Genomic DNA, 19,771 nt, shown 5'->3' with positions numbered 1-19,771 from the left:
TTCCTCTGATACAGATATTTAGTAATACATTTTTCAACCTCTTAAAATTTAACTAACAATCCAGTATAATTCGCTTATGATTGATAAAGATTCTATAGAAGCCCTAAAGGCACGCCTTGATATTGTTGATGTTGTAGGTTCGTATATAGAGCTTAGAAAAGCCGGTGCCAACTATAAAGCTCCATGCCCTTTTCATGATGAAAAAACGGCTTCATTTGTAGTAAGTCCCGCTAAACAGATATATCACTGTTTTGGTTGCCTTCCTCCATACCAAAAAATAATGACCACACTTGGATACAAAGAGATAAAGGATGTAATGGTAGGTGATAAAGTTTTTGCTGCAAATGGAGTTTTAACAGAAGTGATTGAGCGAGTGTATCATACAAGTGAGTTTGATATTCTAGCTTTTAAAACATCTCTTAGTGCAAAAGAATCTTGTTTTACGCAAAACCATGATATGTTGGTTATTAAAAAAGAGGATGCAGTTAGCGAACTGCCATACTTAAGAGTAGAGAAAAGTAGACCTCTAAAGTTTTATGGACGAATAAAAAAAACGAAAAGAAATTATAGTTTCACGATTAAAAGAGAGTTTGCTAATGATGTAAGAGTAGGTGATTACTTTTTATATCCAAAGAATCGTCAAACAGTTACAAAAGAGTATTTAGATGTTTCATCTTTTTGGGAGAAGAATAATTTTGGACCAAATGTTCAAAGGATAGAAAAAATAACACTAGATAGAGACTTTATGTGGCTTGCAGGTTTATATGTAGCTGAAGGTAGTACATATAGAGGTGGTATAAAATTTTCTATTTCATCTACTGAAGAAAAGTATGCTAAAGAGATAATAAGAATAGTAAAAAAATTATTCAACAAAGAAGCAAAACTTTTCTATACAAAAAATAGAAAAAACTCCCTCGAAGTTACCATATCTAGTACAAATTTAGAATATATTTTTCTAGAGTTATTTGGTAAAGGTGCCAAAAATAAGCACTATCCATTTTGGTTTAATTCTTTATCTGATGAACTTAAAGAGTCTTTGTTTATGGGATTAATGGATGGAGATGGATGTTATGCTAGAAATACTTATGACACTATAAGCCAAACTCTTGCAGATGAAATAATTGACTTAGCAATATCTCTTGGTAAGATACCATCTTGTAGGGTCTCAAAATCATTCGTTGATAAAAAAGGTGTTAATCATAAACAATCCTATAAGATATATTTTAAAAAAAGAGAGTCAACAGAGAGTTTTTTTGAGTATATTGATGGAGTAGAATATCTGTTTATAAAAGTTAAAGAGATAAAAAATATTGGAAAAGAAGATTTAGTATATGATATAACAGTTAAAGATAAAACACATACTTTTCTATCGAACCATTTCGGAGTTGGCAATTGTGGTGCCGGCGGTGACAGTATAAAATTTATTATGGAGTATGAAAAACTCTCTTATCCCGAAGCATTAGAAAAACTTGCTTCTTCATATAATTTTTCTCTTACTTACAGTGACAGCAAAAATAATAAACCTCGCTCACAGCTTATGGACAAAATTAATGAGTGGTATCAATATTTGTTTACTAAAAATCCTCAAGCACGCTCTTATATAAAAGAGCGAGGCATTTATGAGAGCAGCATTGAAAAATTTGGTATTGGATATGCACCGGACTCCAACTCAACGATAAACTATATAAAATCTCAACTTTTCAATATGAGCGAAGCTGTAGAGATGGGTGTTGTAGGTTATGACGGCGGAAGAAATTTTGCAAGATTTATAGAGCGCATAACATTTCCGATTCATTCTGCAAACGGAACTATTGTCGGTTTTGGCGGCAGAACCATAACCGGGCATCAGGCAAAGTATATAAATTCTCCAGAAACACCGATTTTTAATAAATCCCGTCTTCTTTATGCTTATCACCATGCAAAACAAACAGTTTACAAAACAAAACAGATAATTATAACAGAAGGATATCTTGATGTTATTATGCTTCATCAAGCCGGTTTTACAAATGCAGTTGCTACTTTGGGAACAGCGCTGACTCCTGAGCATCTGCCGTTTTTGAGAAAGGGAGAGCCGGAAGTTATTATGGCATATGACGGAGATAAAGCAGGACGAGCAGCTGCACTCAAAGCATCAAAACTTTTAAGTGCCAGCGGATTTAACGGCGGCGTTGTTATTTTTAAAGAAGGCTTAGATCCTGCAGATATGGTAAAAAATGGTGCAGTTGAAGAGCTATCAGATATGTTTAGAACTCCTCAACCATTTATTGAGTTTGTTTTAGATGAGATTTTATCACTATATAATCTTTTTGATCCAAAAGCCAAAGAAGCTTGTATGCAAGAAGCGGTAGGATATCTTAAAACCCTCTCTCCTATACTTCAAGACAAATACAAAACATACTTAGCACAACGATTAGGAATCAACCCTTCATTTGTTAAATTGACAAATCAAACAAACACTAACAGATCTGTTAGTGATAACAGTCGTCATAGAGATATGTGGGAGCTTAGTCTTATAAAAACAGTTTTAGAGTATCCGAAATTTATAGATCAGATACTTGATGTTTTAAATCCTTCACTTTTACAGTTTCACTCATCTGAGTTTGCTTTGGCACTTCAGGGAAAAGTAGATGAGCCTGCTCTTATGGCAATATTGATAGATGAAAAGATACTTCCATTTAAAAATGAAGAGGTACTAAAATCAGAACTTATAGCATTTTTAACAAAACATTATGAACGGGAATATAAAAAGATAAATCTGAAAACAGATATCTCTTTTGAAGAAAAAGCTTTTTATATCCGTAAACTTAGAGGAAAAATTTCACAATTAAAAAAAGGGGAACTTGTAACATTTAAAAACTAGAAAATTTTCTGCTATTAAATTTTAAACTATCTGCAATCCATAAAAAATAATCAAAAACTTTTCATTTTTGCGACACTTTTGCGACATTTTACATGTACAATTTTGTAATTTTAAAATTTTTCTAAAAATGGAAGCTGTCATGCAAAAACATTTGCATTTTTAGAATATATACTTTTAAAAAATTTAAATTTAACAAAGAGAAGCGTATGAATGATGCTGAATTTATAGGTTCGCTTATATTTTTAACAATTTTTATATTTCTCAAATGTTTAAGGTTATAAGAGAGCAAGAGTGTTAAACAGTATGTTTATCAAATTAAAATGGCAGGCAGTATAGAGAACTCAAATGCTCTGAATCAGAGTGTAAATGAGCTAACAAATGTTATAGAACTTATTAAAAATATAAGCGAGTTAGAGATAAATATAAACATGCTTAAACAAAACAGTTCAGCTATGTAGGAGTTCTCTTATGAGATGAATAATTAGTAGAGAGCTTTATGAATAGACTTGTAAACTTTACACAGGGATTAAATTCTCTTATACAAAGTGCTCAAAATACTCAAAGGAGCAACAAAAAGGTCTCAACTGATATGTTTATAAACCTTGCCAAGCTAGATCATGTTGTTTTTAAGCTAAAGGGCTATGATGCGGCATTTAAAGATAACCATTCATTTGTATTTCAAAATCATACAAGCTGTAGATTTGGCAAATGGTATTTAGATGAAGTAAAAGAGCTCTTTGGTAAGGCCGCTTCGTATAAAAAGGTGGACGCTATGCACAAGAGCATACATGACAATGTAAGAGTCGTGCCAAATTACATAGAAAAGGAGCGGTTATGAACTCTAAAAATATTATAAGCGCTTTTAAAGAAGCAAAAGATCGCTCCATAGAGAGCTCTTTAGAATACTTACTCAAATGATAAAAGAGGCTAGATAAAACGGATGAATGTAGAATTTTTAAAAGAAATAAGATTGCTTGGAAACACTATGAGCGTACTTATAGTGGAGGATGAGGAGGATATACGAGAGCATATAGCAAAGATACTCTCAAAGTTGTTTCACAAAGTAAGCATCGCATGTGACGGAAGTGAAGCTCTTTTGATGTATGAAACAGATAAGTATGACATTATAATAACCGACCTTAAGATGCAAAAAAAGGATGGACTTGAGCTCTCAAAAGAGATACTGCAAACAGATCCGGATCAGCAGATAATCATAGTCTCAGCTTATAAAGAGAATGATAAACTTTTGGAGCTTATAAATATGGGGATTGCAGGTTTTTTGATAAAACCCGTAGACATAGATATAATGCTTGAAAAAATATATACTATCATGAAAAATATATACTCCAAAAAGATAGAGGTGTACCATTTTGAGGAGATGAAACAGCAGTTTATAGATTCTACTGCTTCAGAAAATGAAAACCGGCATATAGATATTCTTACAGGTTTGTACAATTACAAGTATCTTATAGAGTATGTAAAAGAGCAGAAGGTAATATCTGCTGTTTTGATAAATATAAATGATTTCAAGCTTATAAACGATTACTACTCATTCTCTCATGGAAACAAAATACTCTATCAGGTAGCCGAATTTATAAAAGAAAAATCCCAAAAACTAGGTTATATGGCATTTAAACTGCAAAGCGATGAATTTGTACTTGTGAAAAATGAACCTACAGGCGAGTGCAAAAAGATGATAGGTGATGTCAAAGAGATATACTCTTCCCTTGAAGAAAGAAGATTTAGCGCAATGGGGATACATGATATCTTTATTAATGTTACTGTATCAATAATCTCAAATAACAGCCAAAAAGTGCTGGAGTCACTTCATCAAACACTTGCATATGCAAAGAAAAATGGTCTAAAGTACGCTTTTTACAAAGATGTGCCGGATAACAGCAAAAATATGAAAAATATCATGCACATAAAAAATCTTTTGCATCAAAGCATAAAAGATCATCTAGTCACACCTTTCTATCAGCCTATCATGACAAAAGAGAGTTCTTTGAAATATGAGGTCCTTATGAGGATCAAAAACCCGATAAATCCAGATGAATATCTCCAGCCTGCTCAATTTTTAGAGATAGCAAAAAGACACAGCTTTTACAACGAGATATCTCGCATGGTAATATTTGACGCACTTAATGAGATGATAAACAAAGAGTACTCTCTCTCAATAAACTTCTCATACGCAGATATCAACAATTCTGCGATACTTGAAAAACTTAAAAACAAAATCATAGAGCATAATCTTGCCGAGAGACTTATCTTTGAGATAGTAGAGACAGAAAAACTGGAAAATCTAGAATCCGTAAAAGCATTTATAGATGAGTTCAAGTCAATGGGCGTCAAAATAGCTATAGATGACTTTGGCAGCGGATATTCTAATTTTGCCTATTTGTTTAGCTTGGAGCCGGACTATATAAAGTTAGACGGCTCTTTAATATCAAAAGTACTTTTAAACAAAAAAATATCTCTGTTTGTACAAACTATAATAGATTTTGCCCATAAACTTGAAGTTGAAGTAATAGCAGAGCATATAAGCTCAAAAGAGCTATATGATAAGCTGCAAAATATGGGAGTTGACGGTATGCAGGGATACTTCATCGGATATCCTCAAAAAGATATATCTGAGATATTTAATGCTGTGTGAGAGAGAAATCTCAAAAGATTTGCTAAAGCGGCTGGATAGTTTCGGCAGAAAATACACCTACAGTCCTGCAAATCCTCTTAATTATAATCTTAATGTAACAAAAGGTGCTGTTGATAGTAGTTCAAGTGTAGATGAAATCGTAAAAAATAATGAGATAATATTATACATGATATAATTATTACTTATTTGCTGTCACAAAGGATTTGATTTTGCAAGATTTTGATTTTGATATAAGCAAATATAGGCTTCGCATTATAGAACTTAAAAAATACACTCAAAATATGAATGTGCTCATAGTAGAAGATTATTTAGACCTGCTAAGAAGTCTGTCTAAGATATTTACAACTCTCTTTAGCAGTGTCGAAGTTGCTGTTAATGGTGCAGAAGCATTAGAGATATATAAGCAGAAAAAGGCAAACAAAGAGAGTTTTGACATAGTATTTAGCGATATAGTTATGCCGATGTTAAACGGCGTAGAACTTGCCAAAGAGATAAAAGCTATAGATAAAAATCAGTCTATTATTATATTTTCAGCGCATCAAGAGGTATCGTTTTTACTGGATTTTGTAAATATAGGAGTTGAGAGATTTGTCTCTAAGCCTATCTCTTTGGATGAACTTTTTGAAGAACTAATAATTACATGCAAAAGAGTATATGAAGAAAAAAGTCTTGGCAATATAGTAGTTATAGCCAAAGATATAGTATATATACGAAAAGAAAGAGAACTCTACATAGATAACAAAAAGGTGTCTCTTACGCATCAAGAGCGGCTTATATTTGAGTGTCTAATAACAAATATGAACATTGCTGTATCAAAATCTCAAATACTTGAATACCTATGGCAAGAAAAAGTGGACTTAGATGAAGTAAATTTGAGAAAGATATTTTACAGACTTAGAAAAAAACTTGATGGCGTAGAGCTAAAAAATATATACTCTTTGGGATACAAATTGGTAAAGAACATTTAGGAAATAATATATGAAAAATATCGTTTCACTTAAATCGCTTATATATAAGAGTTATCTATCAAGCGCTTTGGTGCCTGTGTTTGCCATAGAAGCAGTACTGCTTGTGCTCTACTTTGGAGTAACATACTTTATATCTCAAAAATCCCAGGAGATACTTCTTGATGAAGCAAGAAGCGCGCTTAGTGAGATAGCCTATAGAGAGGCGGGGGTTATCGATATGATTTTTACGGAAGTCAGCAGAGATATGGCGATAATGAGACAGGATCATGAGATGTTCTTTGCCTCCAAAGAGTGTAGGCTGCCAAATGGGGAAGCGGAATTTGCACGGCATCAAAATGGCGCTCTTTATAAACTAAAAGACAATGGCGGTTCATCTATATACGCTCCCAAACATTTTGAAGCAACGCCATCTAAGATGCAAAAGGTAAAATGCAGCGAATCTATAGATCCTTTGATGAAGTCGATAGTTGATACAAACCCCGTAATCACTCAGGCCTATATAAACACTTATGACAAACTAAACAGACTTTATCCGTTTATGAGCGATGCTCCGTCTCAGTATGGCTCAGATCTTGATGCCACTACATATAACTTCTACTATCTCGCAGATGACAGACATAATCCCAGTAGAAAAAGTGTCTGGACTAGTGCATATCTTGACCCTGCGGGCCAGGGGTGGATGATATCACATATAGTTCCTATATACAGCGGTGACTTATTAGAGGGGGTCAGCGGACTTGATGTTACCATAGATTCGCTTATCAAAAATGTCCTCACACTTAAAATACCGTGGAACGGAAGCGCTTTTTTGGTTGATGAAGAGGGAACGATTATAGCGATGCCAAAGAATATAGAGAATCTTCTTTCGCTTAAAGAGCTAAAAGAGCATACATATACAGGCAGCATCCAAACAACTATAGAGAAGCCAAAGGAGTTTAATCTGCTTAAAAACTCAAATGGTATAAAGAGTTTTTTTGAGAACAAAACGCCTATAAAGACATTTAGCATAAAGGGTGCAAATTATATTTTCTCTCAAGAGAGCATACCTTAGACGAATTGGCGGATGATAGTAGTTGTTGATGAGTCTGTTATATATAAACCGATAAAAGAGTTTAAGGCGCAGGCACAGAATATAGGTTATGTGGTTATTGCACTTATGGTGTTTTTTTATATTATGTTTTTTATATTTTTGATGAGAAAGTCAAAAATAGTTGCAAAGCATATATCAAAACCTATAAATGAGCTTTCAGAGCTTACGGACAATCTAGGCATAAGACCAAATACACTTTTAAAAGATACGAGCAATATTGCAGAAATTGCCAAACTTGCTGAGAACTTTAACATGTTAAGCAGCGAGTTGGAAAATAGGACAAATGCCTACATAGAATCTCAGATGCGTGAAAAGCTAAAGGAGAAGGAAGCATGTGCAGCCTATAAAGAGGGACTTATAGAGAGTACCGGAGGTTATTTGCATAATGTAGGAAACTCTTTAGCTGTTCTAGATGCAAAACTTTTGATGCTTCAAAGTGTTGTCACCTCACTCCAAAAAAGTGAACTAGGCTTTAAGCGAGCAATAGAGATGATGCAAAACTCACAGGCAAAAAGTGAGGAAAAAAATGCTCTTATATTGTTTTTAGAAGAATTCAATGATATTCTAAGCGAAGAGACAACCGCTCAAATAGTAGACATATCAAATGGAATCCAGAGAGTTAAAAATCATGCAACAGAGATGATAAGGCATCAGCAGGACAGATTTGCGAATAGAGAGATAAAAGAGAGCTATATATATAGTTTTTCGCTAAATGAGATGCTTGAAAATATTATAGAAGATTACCGCTTAGAGTGCCTTAGAAATGGAATATCTGTAGAATTTGCAGGCGATGGGGATATAGTTTTGCGAAGTATGAAGTACAGACTTCAAAGTGGAGTGGCAAATGTGTTAAAAAATGCTATAGAGTCTATCTTATTATTTAAGCAAAGAGGCGAGGGCAAGATAAATATAACTCTAAAAAAAGAGGACAAAAAGGCAGTTATACAGATAAAAGATAACGGTGCAGGAGTTGATGAGGAAAATATAGAAAAGATATTTAGTTTCGGATATACTACAAAAAAAGGCGGCAATGGCTTTGGACTGCATGCGTTAAATAATTTTTTAAACAGCATTGGGGGAAGTATAACTATGAAAAACAACGATCATGAAGATGGTGTAACAGTCAATATGGAGATACTAATAGATGAAAAAATATAAGATATTTGCCCTTGATGATGAAGCGGGTATATTGGAGTTGTATAAAAATATTTTAAAACCAAAAAATGATAAAGCTAAAAATTTTTTTGATTCTCTAGAACCAAAAAAAGAGAATAAGGAGGAGTTTGAGCTTTATGTTTTTGAAACCCCCGGCGAGTACCTAAGCGAGTTAAAGAGTTCCTATGATAAAGACGAGAGAGTCGCAGTCTCTATAATAGATATGCGTCTGCCGAAGATGCATGGACTAGAAGTTGCAAAAAAAGCTAGAGAGATTGATGAGAATATGAACATCATAATAGTAACTGCATATGCAGACTTCTCTGTTGATGAGGTACTAGGCAGGCTTGAGAAAAACGTCTACTACCTTCATAAACCCTTTAGACATGACGAATTGCTTGTTTTGGTAACAACGGGACTTAGACACTACCGCTCAAACATAGATATCTCAAATATGCTAAGCGGTATAGCTGTGGATGCTATTGAAGATGGTCTTTGGGACTGGGATCCTCTGACAAATAAGGTTTACTATTCGCCAAAGTGGAAGCAGATGCTAGGATATGAAGTTCATGAGATATCAAACACTCTAGAGGAGTGGTCAAACAGGGTCCACCCCGAAGATATGCCCGAAGTTATGCAGATGCTGAAAATGCACTTAGAACAAAAAAGCGACTACTATATATCAGAACATAGACTCCGCACAAAAGAGGGCAGCTATAAATGGATACTAGATAGAGGCAAGGCAATTTTTGACACTCAAGGAAAACCTTTAAGAGTTACGGGTTTTCATACCGATATAACAAAAAGAAAAGAGTTGGAAGAACAACTACTTAGCGGAAATATGGAGCTTGTTTCCAAATTAGAGATGACTATAAGTTCTCAGATGAAGTTAAAAAATACAAATGCGCAGCTAGAAGAGCGTTTAAGAGATGAGATAAAAAATAGGCAAGAACAAGAAAGCATACTTTTAAAACATGTAAGACAAGCTGCGATGGGTGAGATGATAGGTATGATAGCACATCAGTGGAGACAGCCTTTATCTGTTATCTCGCTTAGCGCCGACAGTATGCTTATGAGTATGCTTCTTGGAGAAAATAGTGAGGAGGAGATGCAAGATAATTTAAAGATGATAAAAAAACAGGTAGCTCATCTCTCACAAACCATAGATGACTTTAGAAGCTTTTTCACGCCAAATAAATTAAAAGAGCATATTACTATAAAAGAGTCCGTTGAGTCTGCACTCTCTATTATATACGCCACCATAAAAAATTGTAATATAGAAGTGGTAAAGAGTCTGAAAGATACAACTCCCATAAGTATATATAAAAATGAAATGATGCAGGTTTTTTTGAATATATTAAAAAATGCTTATGATTCACTGCTTTATTCTGATGTAAAAAATCCAACCATAACAATAATGAGTCGTGAGGATGAAAGCGGTATATATGTCAGCATAAAAGACAACGGGCATGGTATAAAAAAAGAACTTCTTGATAAAATATTTGAACCATATTTTACGACGAAAGATGAGAAAAATGGAACCGGACTTGGATTATATATGTCAAAAACCATAGTAGAGCAACGCTGCGGTGGAACTATAAAAGCTCAAAATATACAAGGCGGTGGTGCCGAATTTCTTATAAGATTTGAGTTTTAAGAATAGTATTTATTCAGGCATTTCTTTAGATTTGCGGGCTTTTATAGATATTTTTCTTCCAACTTTTTTTGGCTCATTATATTTATTTTTTGGAGTTCCGTCATAACTATGGTTTCTTTCTCCGCTTTTGCCTGAAAATATCGCTTTGCCGTTTTCATCTTTGCCTAAATATTTATTTGTTTTTTTGTCATCTTTTTTAGATTTATCATATTTTGGTTTCTCATAATCTTTGTTTTGAGATTTTTCACTATTTTTCTTTGGTTTCTCATATTTAGATTTTTCAAAAGGTTTATACTCAGACTTTTTAGCCTCTTTTTTAATTTTATCGTATTTAGGTTTGTCAAAAGATTTTTGCTCTTTTTTTTCTTTTTGTACAGGTTCATATTCAAAGCCTGTAATTATCTCCTGTTTGATAACTCTTTTTAGAAGTGTCTCTATTGGATATAGCTCTTTTTGTTCACTGATGTCTAGTAAAATAAGCGCGTTTTGCGTTGTTTTAACCAATCTAGAGATGTATATAACCGGATCAGACGGCAGATCGTAACTAATAAGAAGCTCACATTTTAGCTCTGGCAATTCTGCTAGTTCGCTATCGTTAAAAACTTTAACATTATCAGCTTTTATTGCCTCTTTTATAAAAATGTTCTCCTGCGCTGTAGCTACAATAATGTCGAGATTACTGTTTTGTTCTACAAGAGATTGAAGCAATAAAAGCTTTTTATTGTTAGGACATGGATGAACGCGATGTTTGTTGTGTTTAATAGTAATTTGGCTGCTTGGCATATGCGGTCCTAACTGAGGGTTTTAAATATATTTTAAATTATATCTTATATTAGCATAAATTATGCTATTATGTATAAATATTACAATCAGGATAAAGATGTCATTTAACACACTAGGTTTATCAGCTCCTATATTAAAAGCTATTAAAGAACAAGGCTATAGCGAGCCGACACCTATTCAAAAAGAGGCAATACCCGTTATTTTAAACGGCAGAGATATTTTAGCCGGAGCTCAGACCGGAACAGGCAAAACAGCAGGTTTTACCCTTCCGCTTCTTGAGCTCTTAAATAAAACAAAACCAATAAAAACAAAACAGAAAATAAGAGCACTTATTTTAACTCCAACAAGAGAGTTGGCTGCGCAAGTCGGCGAGAGTGTTGAAGTGTATGGAAAATACCTCCCTTTTAAATCTGCAGTGATTTTTGGAGGAGTGAAAATCAATCCTCAATTAATAAAGCTTAAAAAAGGTGTTGATATTGTTGTGGCTACGCCGGGCAGGCTTTTAGATCATATCTCTCAAAAAAATATAGATTTAAGAGATGTTGAGTTTCTTATTTTGGATGAAGCAGACAGAATGCTTGATATGGGTTTTATCAATGATATTAAAAAAATATTGGCAATTCTTCCAAAACAAAAACAGACACTGCTTTTTTCGGCTACATACTCTGATGAAATTAAAAAACTCTCAGACAAACTGCTGAAAACACCTGCTCTTATAGAAGTAGCACGCAGAAATATAACAGGTCAAGCTATAAAACAGAGTGTTTATCCTGTTGATCAGGTTCGTAAGCGCGAACTTTTAACACACCTTATAAAAGAGGGCAAATGGAAGCAGGTTCTTGTTTTTACAAGAACAAAACATGGAGCAAACCGTTTATCGGGGCAGCTTGAAAAGGATGGTATAAGCGCCGTTGCCATTCATGGAAACAAGAGTCAAAATGCCAGAACAAAAGCGCTTGCTGATTTTAAAAAGGGTGAAGTGAGGGTTTTGGTTGCAACGGATATTGCAGCTAGAGGAATAGATATAGATCAGCTTCCTCATGTAATAAACTATGAGCTTCCAAATGTTTCTGAAGATTATGTTCACAGAATTGGGCGAACAGGACGCGCAGGAAATGAAGGAGAGGCTATATCTCTTGTTTGTATAGATGAGCATGAGTATCTTGCAAGTATAGAAAAACTTATCAAAAATGATATTCAAAAAGTGTGGTTAAAAGATTTTAAACCAGACCCTTCCATAAAAGCACAACCTATCAATAAAGGTAACACAAGAAACTCAAGCGCAAGAAGCAGATCTAATAACAAGCCGGCTCAAAAGCCATCTGGAAGAAAAAACAGAAATAGTATATAATTATATATTTTAAATTATCAATTTTACAAGGAAGAAGATGAAAGCAATCGCACTATTTAGCGGTGGATTAGATTCAACTTTAGCAATGAAACTTATAATAGACCAAGGCATAGATGTTTTGGCCCTAAATATTAATACAGGTTTTGGAAGTACCAAAGACAGACTTGAACATATGCAAAGAATGTGTGAACAGGTAGGCGCAGAACTCAAAATTATAGATATTGAGAGTGAGTTTTTGCAAGATGTTCTTTTTGATCCTAAGCATGGATATGGAAAAAATTTCAATCCCTGCATAGATTGTCATGCAAAGATGTTCACTGTTGCAAAAAGAGTTATGGAAGCAGAAGGTGCTTCCTTCTTAATCAGCGGTGAGGTTTTGGGACAGCGACCAATGAGCCAAAACAAAGATGCTTTAAAAACAGTTTTAAATGAGAGTAGCTGTGACGGCTTGCTTCTTCGTCCTCTATCTGCGAAAGCGCTTGATCCGACAATTGCAGAAATAGAGGGTTGGGTAAATAGAGAAAAACTTGAAGGCATTACGGGAAGAAGCCGTGACAGACAGCTTGAACTTGTAAAAGAGATAGGTCTTGAAGATTTTGAGAGTCCAGGCGGAGGATGTCTTCTTACTGATGAGAATTTTGCAAAAAAGATGTTTGATTTTATAAAATATGATATATTTGAAGTAAAAGATATACCTGTTATGAAATTTGGGCGTCATCTAAGACTTCCTGATGGAGCTAAACTTGTTGTCGGAAGAAACAAAGATGAGAATGAACATCTGCAAAATATAGTTAATGACAAATATTATCATATCAAAACTCTTGGTTTGCCTGGACCGCACTCTCTTTTAAGTAAAAGCGCAAGTAGAGCAGATAAAGAGCTTGCGGCAAAGATAATTCTTACATATTGTAAAACAAAAGAGGACAAAGTTTATACTTTGGCATTTGATAATGAAGAGCTTCAAGCTCTCCCTTTTGATTCTAGAGAAGAGATAAAACCTTACACCATAATGTAGAAATTTTAATATATTTTTAGAGAGTTTATTTAGATAAACTTTTAACCAATTTTGATATAATCATATATTAGATTTTTTCACTACTCCAAATTTTTTCACTTTACTTGAGTGAGAAATTTTATTATCAGATAAGGAATTTTCATGCAATTTAGTGCTCCGCTAAAATCAAACTCAAAAAAAATCATGCTTTTAGGTTCGGGCGAACTTGGTAAAGAAGTTGCCATCGAAGCACAAAGACTTGGTCTTGAAGTTATTGCAGTTGATAGATATCAAAATGCGCCGGCACACCATGTCGCACATCGTGCATATGTTGTAAATATGCAAGACAAAGATGCTGTTTTAGAGATTATCCATCGTGAGAAGCCGGATTATATACTTCCTGAGATAGAGGCCATTAGCATAGATGCTCTTTTTGCAGCGGAGGATAAGGGGTACAATGTTATTCCAAATGCAAGTGCTGTAAGTAAAACAATGAATAGAAAAAATATTCGTACATTTGCAGCTGAAGTTTTAGGCTTAAAAACAGGTCCTTACAAGTTTGTTACAACAAAAGAGGGTTTAAAAGAAGCCGCAGAGCGCATGGGTTTTCCATGTGTTATCAAACCTGTTATGAGCAGCTCCGGACATGGTCAAAGTATCGCAAAAAGCGCAGATGATATTGACGCTTCATGGGAGATCGCAAAAGAGGCGCGCGGTGATTCAAGCGAATTGATTGTCGAAGCATTTGTTGATTTTGATTATGAGATAACAATGCTCACGGCCAGAAACGGCAAAGAGACAGTTTTTTGTGAGCCTATCGGTCATGAACAAAAGGACGGTGATTATGTTTTCTCATGGCAGCCTATGCAGATGAGTCCGCTTGCAAAAGAGCGCTCACAAGAGATTGCTAAAAAAATCACAGATGGTCTTGGCGGTCGCGGTCTTTTTGGCGTTGAACTTTTTATCAAAGGTGATGAGGTCTATTTTTCTGAAGTTTCCCCGCGTCCGCATGATACTGGGATGGTAACACTTATTACACAGTCTCAGAGTGAGTTCGCTCTTCACTTAAGAGCTGTTTTGGGACTTCCTTTGGGCTTTACATTTTACGGCGAGGGCGCTTCAGCAGCATTTAAATCCGGTATTCATAGCTATGCTCCTGCGGTGGATGTTGACGAATCTCTCTTTAGCGAAGATAGTTTTGTCAGAGTCTTTTCAAAGCCAGAAGCTCATAAAGGAAGACGCCTTGCGGTAGCGCTTGTGTTTGATAAGGCAGAAGATGCACTTAAAAAAGCAAGAGATCTGATTACAAAGATCAAAGACGCGTAGTTTTAGAAAAATGAAAATAGTTTTACTTGACACTCTGACTTTTGGGGATACTGATTTAAGCGCTTTTTTTGAACTTGGCGATGTGGAGATTTTTAAGACCACTTCTGCAGAGCAGACGCAGGAGCGTATAACAAACGCGGATATTATAGTAACAAACAAAGTTGTTATAACTGATGAACATATGCAAAATACGCCTACAATCAAACTTATTTGTGTTGCCGCAACCGGGATGAACAATGTAGATTTAAAAGCTGCAAAAGAAAGAGGCATCGAGGTTAAAAATGTTTCAGGCTACTCAACGGATTCGGTTATTCAGCATACATTTTCTATGCTCTTTTATCTTATAGGCCACTCAAAATATTATGATGAGTGCGTAAAATCCGGCGAATATGCAAAAAGTCCTATCTTTACCGATGTATCAAAACCTTTCTTTGAGATAAAAAATAAAAAGTGGGGAATTATTGGACTTGGTGAAATTGGCCGCGGAGTCGCAAGAGTGGCAAGAGCTTTTGGCGCAGAGGTATCTTACTTTTCAACAAGCGCTCAAAACAGCTCAAATGAGTTTAACCGAGTGGAGTTGGAAGAGCTTTTACAAACATCTGATATTATTTCCATTCATGCGCCTTTAAATGAAAAAACACTCAATTTACTGGGATATGAACAGTTGTTAATATGCAAAGATGGAGTTGTCGTTTTAAATCTAGGACGCGGCGGAATCATCGATGAGGATGCGGTTGCAGAGATAATTGATAAAAAAAACATCTCTTTTGGATTGGATGTTTTAAGCAAGGAGCCAATGAAGCAAAATCATCCCTTGCTTAATGTGAAAAATCAAGAAAATCTCTATATAACACCCCATATTGCATGGACAAGTATTGAAGCAAGAGAGTTGCTGATAGCCGGTGTTATTGAAAATATAAAAACATTTCTAAAGTAGGCACTATCGCAGAACTTGCCCTTTTTTTATCTGCTTTTTTAGCAGCAACAATTTTTCCATTTAGTTCAGAAGTAGCATTTGTTGCGGCTTTAACTGAGGGTATGCCAAAAATAAACGCACTTCTATTTGCTTCAAGCGGCAATATTCTTGCTATTATCGTAAATTATTTTTTAGGTTTTTGGCTCTATGAGAAGACAAAAACAAAGCTTCTTGCATCAAAAACCGGAACAAAAGCATATCTTTTTGGACATAATTACGGTTATTATGCATTGATTTTTTCATGGCTGCCAATTATTGGAGATCCCATAACATTAGTTGCGGGAGTGCTTAGACTTAAGTTTGTTTGGTTTGTTATAATTGCCGGAATCTTGAGGATTGCAAGATATTTTGCATTAGCCCTTATGGTATAATCAAAAAAAAGATAAAGCAGAGAAGATAATGAGTAAAAATAGTGTGATTGTAGTAGGAGGCGGCGGTGCAGGGCTTGTTGCTGCACTTAGTGCTAAAGAGAGCGGAGCCGATGTTATAGTTATAACAAAAGAGTATCCGACAAGAAGTCAAACCTGCATGGCTCAAGGCGGTATCAATGCAGTTTTATCCGAACAAGAGGATGACAGCATAGAGACACATGTCCAAAATACACTTAAATCCGCAAAAGGCTTGGCAAATGAGCAAGCTGTAAGATATATGTGTCAAGAAGCGCCAAATGCGATCAAGTGGCTTGATGGTATCGGTGTGCCTTTTAGCAGAGACAGCAAGTCAAAAATTGCCCAGAGAAAATTGGGGGGCACTTATGCTGCACGAGCTTGCTATGCGCAAGATTATACAGGACTTAAAATTCTTCATACACTTTATGACAGATGTCTGGCTGAGGGAATTGAGATTTTAAATGAACGACATTTGCTTGAGTTTATAACAGCTGCGGACAAAAATAACAGAAGTTATGTTTGTGGCGTGAGTGTTTTAAACAAAAGAAGCGGTGAAGTAGAGATATATGAGGCTCCGAGCATAATAGTTGCTACCGGCGGATACAGCAGGGTTTTTCATAAATATTCTACAAACTCTGTTGCATCAACTGGTGATGGAGTGGCTGCTGCTCTAAGAGCCGGAGCGCGAGTAAGTGATATGGAGTTTGTGCAATTTCACCCAACAGCTCTTAAAGAGTCATCTATACTTATATCTGAAAGCGCAAGAGGTGCGGGCGGATATCTTTTGAACTCTAAAGGAGAGCGGTTTGTTAATGAGTTGGCTCCTCGTGATGAGGTCTCAAAAGCTATTGATGATGAGATGGACAAAGGCGAAGATATTTATCTTGATATTCGCCATTTGGGAGCAGAGTTTATAGAAAAAGAGCTGCCTCAAGAGTCAAAATTGGCAAAATTGTATGAAAATGCCGATCCTGCGACTGATCTGCTGCCTATTAAGCCTGCGGCGCATTATACTATGGGCGGTATAGAAGTTGATGCAAATTCATCTACATTCATAAATGGACTTTTTGCAGTAGGAGAGTGTGCAAATCATCAAGTTCATGGAGCAAACAGACTTGGCGGCAACTCTCTTTTAGAGTTGGTGGTATTTGGTAAACAGGCTGGAAAAAATGCTGCAGATTATGCTCAAAATTTTGATAATAAAATAGATGCTGCAGAGCAAAAAACTTTTTTTGAAAATCAAATAGCAGAGATAAAAAAACTTCCAAATAAGATAAGTTTTTATGAAGAGTATGCGAAGCTTGGAGAGCTGTTTTATAAAAATGTGGGAATAAAGAGAGAGAAATCTGCTTTGCAGAGTGCTTTAGAAAAAGTAAAAGAGATGAAAAACAGTATATCGCAAATGGGCGTAAATGATAAAACAAAGGTATATAACACAAATCTTTTAGAGTTTTTAGAGTTTAAAAATATGCTCGAACTCAGTGAAACTATCTTAATTTCCGCACTTTATAGAGCTGAAAGCAGAGGAGCTCATTTTAGAGTTGATGCTCCAAATAGAGATGAAAAATTTACATCGCATACTATAATAGACAGGGATGGAGTTGTAAAAGATGAAAATTAATATTAAAAGAGATACTGTAGTAGAGTATGAAGTGCAGATGCAAAACAGAACACTTTTGGAAGTGCTTAATGAGATAAAAACAAAAATCGATCCCACCCTTGCATATAACAGCGGATGTCGAAGCAGCGTTTGCGGAAGCTGTGCTGTGAGAGTAAACGGCAAAGAGGTTTTGGCATGTGCATATCATGTCCAAGAGGGGGATTTGATCGAACCTTTGAAAAATAGTGAAGTTGTCCGTGATTTAGTTGTAAATATGGATAAAGCTTACAGTTTTAATACAAAAGCAAAGGCGTGGCAAAGTACATGTACGGAAAATGTTTCGCTTTCATATGAAGAGCAAAAATTAAACGAACTTCAGAGCAATTGTATACTGTGCGGTTCGTGCTATAGTGCTTGTCCGGTATATGCAGTAAATAGTGAATTTTTAGGACCCTTTACGCTAACAAGAGTTTGGAGATATGTTAGTGATAAAAGAGAAACAGATGCACAAGAAAAAATTGATTTCATTCAAACAAATGGAGTTTGGGATTGTACTCTATGCAATGAGTGTACGCTTGTCTGTCCACAGGGAATTTCAAGCAAGGCAGATATAGAAAAACTAAGAGCAAAAAGTGCAATGTTAGGTTATATGGATCCAAATTTTGGCAATTTTGGTGGGGGATTCGGATTTGATGGGAGCCCCAGTTTTTAAGTTGTTTAAGACATTTTTTGTTATATAATAAAAACTATTTGTTATAGGAGCGTTAGTGATGGCAAAAGAGCACTCATTTGATATAACTGCAAAGATTGATATGCAGAATTTTAAAAATGCTATAAATCTTGTTGATAGAGAGATAGCGAATCGTTATGATTTTAAAGGTACTTCTTATGAAATTAATTTTAAAGAGAAAGAGAAACTTTTAATTCTTATAGCATCAAGTGATAACAAACTTGACACACTTAAAGATATTGTTATAGCGAAGCTTTTAAAACAAAATCTTAGTTCAAAAGTGCTTGAAGAGCTAAAAATTGAAGATTCAAGCGGCAATAATAGAAAAATGACTTTTAAAATTGTTGATTATATTGAATCAAAAGAGGCAAAAAAAATAGTAGCTGAGATAAAAAATTTAAAATTAAAAGTTACGGCGCAAATAGAGGGTGATTCTATAAGAGTCAAAGGAAAAAATCTCGATGATTTGCAAAAAGTTATTTCAACTATTCGTTCAATGGAGTGGGAAGCTCCGCTTATTTTTGAAAACATGAGATAAGGGAATATTTGTATGACAAAACTAACTATATCTGATGCTGCAAACAAGCTTGGCATATCAAAAGAGGCGATCCATAATCGCATAAGGAGAGGTTCTTTGCAAAGCGTAATAGAAGATGGAGTAAAGTTAGTTATTATGAGTAGTAGTGAAACTCTCCAAATATCTCCAAGAAAAAAAGATAACAAAAAAGTACCAACTTACGCAGATGAAAGATACTACAAGCTTTTAGAAGAGCAAAATGCAAAACTTCAACAAAAAGTAGAAAGTCTTGAAAACGAAACAAGAACACTAAGAGATCAAAAAGAGCAGATGCTAATTAAAGAGAGAGAAAAAATAGAGCAGATATATAAAGACAAAGATGAGCAGTTAAAAAATATAATCAATGCAATTTCTTCAAATCTTATGTTAAATAATCCTCAAAACAAGCTGCATATCCAAGATGACTCTTTTGAAGCCGAAATAGAAGAGAGCCTAAAAGAAGAAGAAAATCTTGAAGAAAACAGCAGATTAATCTCTCTGAATAAATATTTGAAAAATGGAAATTTTTCGAAGAAAAAGATATCTAAAATAAAAGAGAAATTTAAAGAGCATGCAAAAGATGATTCAAGAGTTGTTATGGTTGGCAAAAAGTATTATATAGATTTACAAAAATATGACTATAGTGATTTTTCATTATAAATAAGCAATAATTCAAAATATAA

General features: G+C 34.8%; 19 protein-coding genes. 18 read left to right on the top strand and 1 reads right to left on the bottom strand.

Annotated elements, in window-relative coordinates:
- The first annotated feature begins 76 nt into the window (after positions 1 to 76).
- The 9 genes from dnaG (at position 77) to CVO_RS09375 (ending at position 10,383) form a co-directional block, all read left to right on the top strand.
- The gene (gene dnaG, locus CVO_RS09925; RefSeq protein ID WP_349636690.1) at positions 77 to 2,860 is read left to right on the top strand and encodes a DNA primase; all 2,784 of its coding nucleotides are present in this window, start codon (positions 77 to 79) and stop codon (positions 2,858 to 2,860) included.
- A gap of 320 nt (positions 2,861 to 3,180) precedes the next feature.
- Complete coding sequence (locus CVO_RS09410; RefSeq protein ID WP_159571934.1) at positions 3,181 to 3,318, top strand: hypothetical protein; 138 nt, start codon at positions 3,181 to 3,183, stop codon at positions 3,316 to 3,318.
- A 38-nt stretch (positions 3,319 to 3,356) separates the two neighbouring features.
- A complete protein-coding gene (locus tag CVO_RS09405; protein WP_159571931.1) occupies positions 3,357 to 3,698 on the top strand; it encodes a CZB domain-containing protein in 342 nt (113 codons plus the stop codon).
- Between the two features lie 102 nt (positions 3,699 to 3,800).
- Complete coding sequence (locus CVO_RS09400) at positions 3,801 to 5,513, top strand: EAL domain-containing response regulator (RefSeq protein WP_159571928.1); 1,713 nt, start codon at positions 3,801 to 3,803, stop codon at positions 5,511 to 5,513.
- The gene (locus tag CVO_RS09395; RefSeq protein ID WP_159571925.1) at positions 5,503 to 5,688 is read left to right on the top strand and encodes a hypothetical protein; all 186 of its coding nucleotides are present in this window, start codon (positions 5,503 to 5,505) and stop codon (positions 5,686 to 5,688) included. Before CVO_RS09400 ends, CVO_RS09395 begins: the two co-directional genes overlap by 11 nt.
- Positions 5,689 to 5,722: 34 nt before the next feature.
- Positions 5,723 to 6,481 (top strand): response regulator transcription factor, encoded by a 759-nt coding sequence (locus tag CVO_RS09390; RefSeq protein WP_159571922.1) that lies wholly within the window; start codon positions 5,723 to 5,725, stop codon positions 6,479 to 6,481.
- Between the two features lie 10 nt (positions 6,482 to 6,491).
- Complete coding sequence (locus CVO_RS09385; RefSeq protein ID WP_159571919.1) at positions 6,492 to 7,532, top strand: PDC sensor domain-containing protein; 1,041 nt, start codon at positions 6,492 to 6,494, stop codon at positions 7,530 to 7,532.
- 12 nt (positions 7,533 to 7,544) lie between these two features.
- Positions 7,545 to 8,729: a sensor histidine kinase gene (locus CVO_RS09380; RefSeq protein WP_159571916.1), complete on the top strand. Its 1,185-nt coding sequence runs from the start codon at positions 7,545 to 7,547 to the stop codon at positions 8,727 to 8,729.
- Positions 8,716 to 10,383 (top strand): PAS domain-containing protein, encoded by a 1,668-nt coding sequence (locus CVO_RS09375; protein WP_159571913.1) that lies wholly within the window; start codon positions 8,716 to 8,718, stop codon positions 10,381 to 10,383. The genes CVO_RS09380 and CVO_RS09375 overlap by 14 nt, the downstream gene beginning before the upstream one ends.
- A 9-nt stretch (positions 10,384 to 10,392) precedes the next feature.
- Here CVO_RS09375 and CVO_RS09370 read toward each other — a convergent pair whose 3' ends face one another.
- Positions 10,393 to 11,166, bottom strand: coding sequence for a hypothetical protein (locus CVO_RS09370; protein WP_159571910.1), 774 nt, complete (start codon positions 11,164 to 11,166; stop codon positions 10,393 to 10,395).
- A gap of 97 nt (positions 11,167 to 11,263) precedes the next feature.
- On the opposite strand from CVO_RS09370, the gene CVO_RS09365 reads away from it, so the two are divergent.
- The 9 genes from CVO_RS09365 (at position 11,264) to CVO_RS09325 (ending at position 19,748) form a co-directional block, all read left to right on the top strand.
- The gene (locus CVO_RS09365; RefSeq protein ID WP_159571907.1) at positions 11,264 to 12,517 is read left to right on the top strand and encodes a DEAD/DEAH box helicase; all 1,254 of its coding nucleotides are present in this window, start codon (positions 11,264 to 11,266) and stop codon (positions 12,515 to 12,517) included.
- Between the two features lie 37 nt (positions 12,518 to 12,554).
- Complete coding sequence (locus CVO_RS09360; RefSeq protein WP_152298483.1) at positions 12,555 to 13,532, top strand: argininosuccinate synthase domain-containing protein; 978 nt, start codon at positions 12,555 to 12,557, stop codon at positions 13,530 to 13,532.
- A gap of 141 nt (positions 13,533 to 13,673) precedes the next feature.
- Positions 13,674 to 14,837: a formate-dependent phosphoribosylglycinamide formyltransferase gene (purT, locus tag CVO_RS09355; protein ID WP_159571904.1), complete on the top strand. Its 1,164-nt coding sequence runs from the start codon at positions 13,674 to 13,676 to the stop codon at positions 14,835 to 14,837.
- 10 nt (positions 14,838 to 14,847) lie between these two features.
- On the top strand, positions 14,848 to 15,774 hold the full coding sequence (locus tag CVO_RS09350) for a D-2-hydroxyacid dehydrogenase (protein ID WP_159571901.1): 927 nt from the start codon (positions 14,848 to 14,850) through the stop codon (positions 15,772 to 15,774).
- Between the two features lie 101 nt (positions 15,775 to 15,875).
- Positions 15,876 to 16,184 carry a YqaA family protein gene (locus CVO_RS09345; protein ID WP_241690970.1) on the top strand — a complete coding sequence of 103 codons (309 nt, stop codon included), beginning with the start codon at positions 15,876 to 15,878 and terminating at the stop codon, positions 16,182 to 16,184.
- Positions 16,185 to 16,212: 28 nt separating this feature from the next.
- A complete protein-coding gene (locus tag CVO_RS09340) occupies positions 16,213 to 17,823 on the top strand; it encodes an FAD-dependent oxidoreductase (protein ID WP_159571898.1) in 1,611 nt (536 codons plus the stop codon).
- Positions 17,813 to 18,514, top strand: coding sequence for a succinate dehydrogenase/fumarate reductase iron-sulfur subunit (locus tag CVO_RS09335; protein WP_159571895.1), 702 nt, complete (start codon positions 17,813 to 17,815; stop codon positions 18,512 to 18,514). The genes CVO_RS09340 and CVO_RS09335 overlap by 11 nt, the downstream gene beginning before the upstream one ends.
- Before the next feature lie 58 nt (positions 18,515 to 18,572).
- Positions 18,573 to 19,070: a YajQ family cyclic di-GMP-binding protein gene (locus CVO_RS09330; protein ID WP_152298488.1), complete on the top strand. Its 498-nt coding sequence runs from the start codon at positions 18,573 to 18,575 to the stop codon at positions 19,068 to 19,070.
- Positions 19,071 to 19,082: 12 nt separating this feature from the next.
- On the top strand, positions 19,083 to 19,748 hold the full coding sequence (locus CVO_RS09325; RefSeq protein WP_159571893.1) for a DNA-binding protein: 666 nt from the start codon (positions 19,083 to 19,085) through the stop codon (positions 19,746 to 19,748).
- Positions 19,749 to 19,771: the final 23 nt, after the last annotated feature.

The sequence above is a fragment of the Sulfurimonas sp. CVO genome, from assembly GCF_009883775.1.
Lineage (GTDB): Bacteria > Campylobacterota > Campylobacteria > Campylobacterales > Sulfurimonadaceae > Sulfurimonas > Sulfurimonas xiamenensis.
The sequence above is the reverse complement of the archived record's forward strand: the minus strand, read 5'-3'. Positions and strand labels throughout refer to the sequence as shown.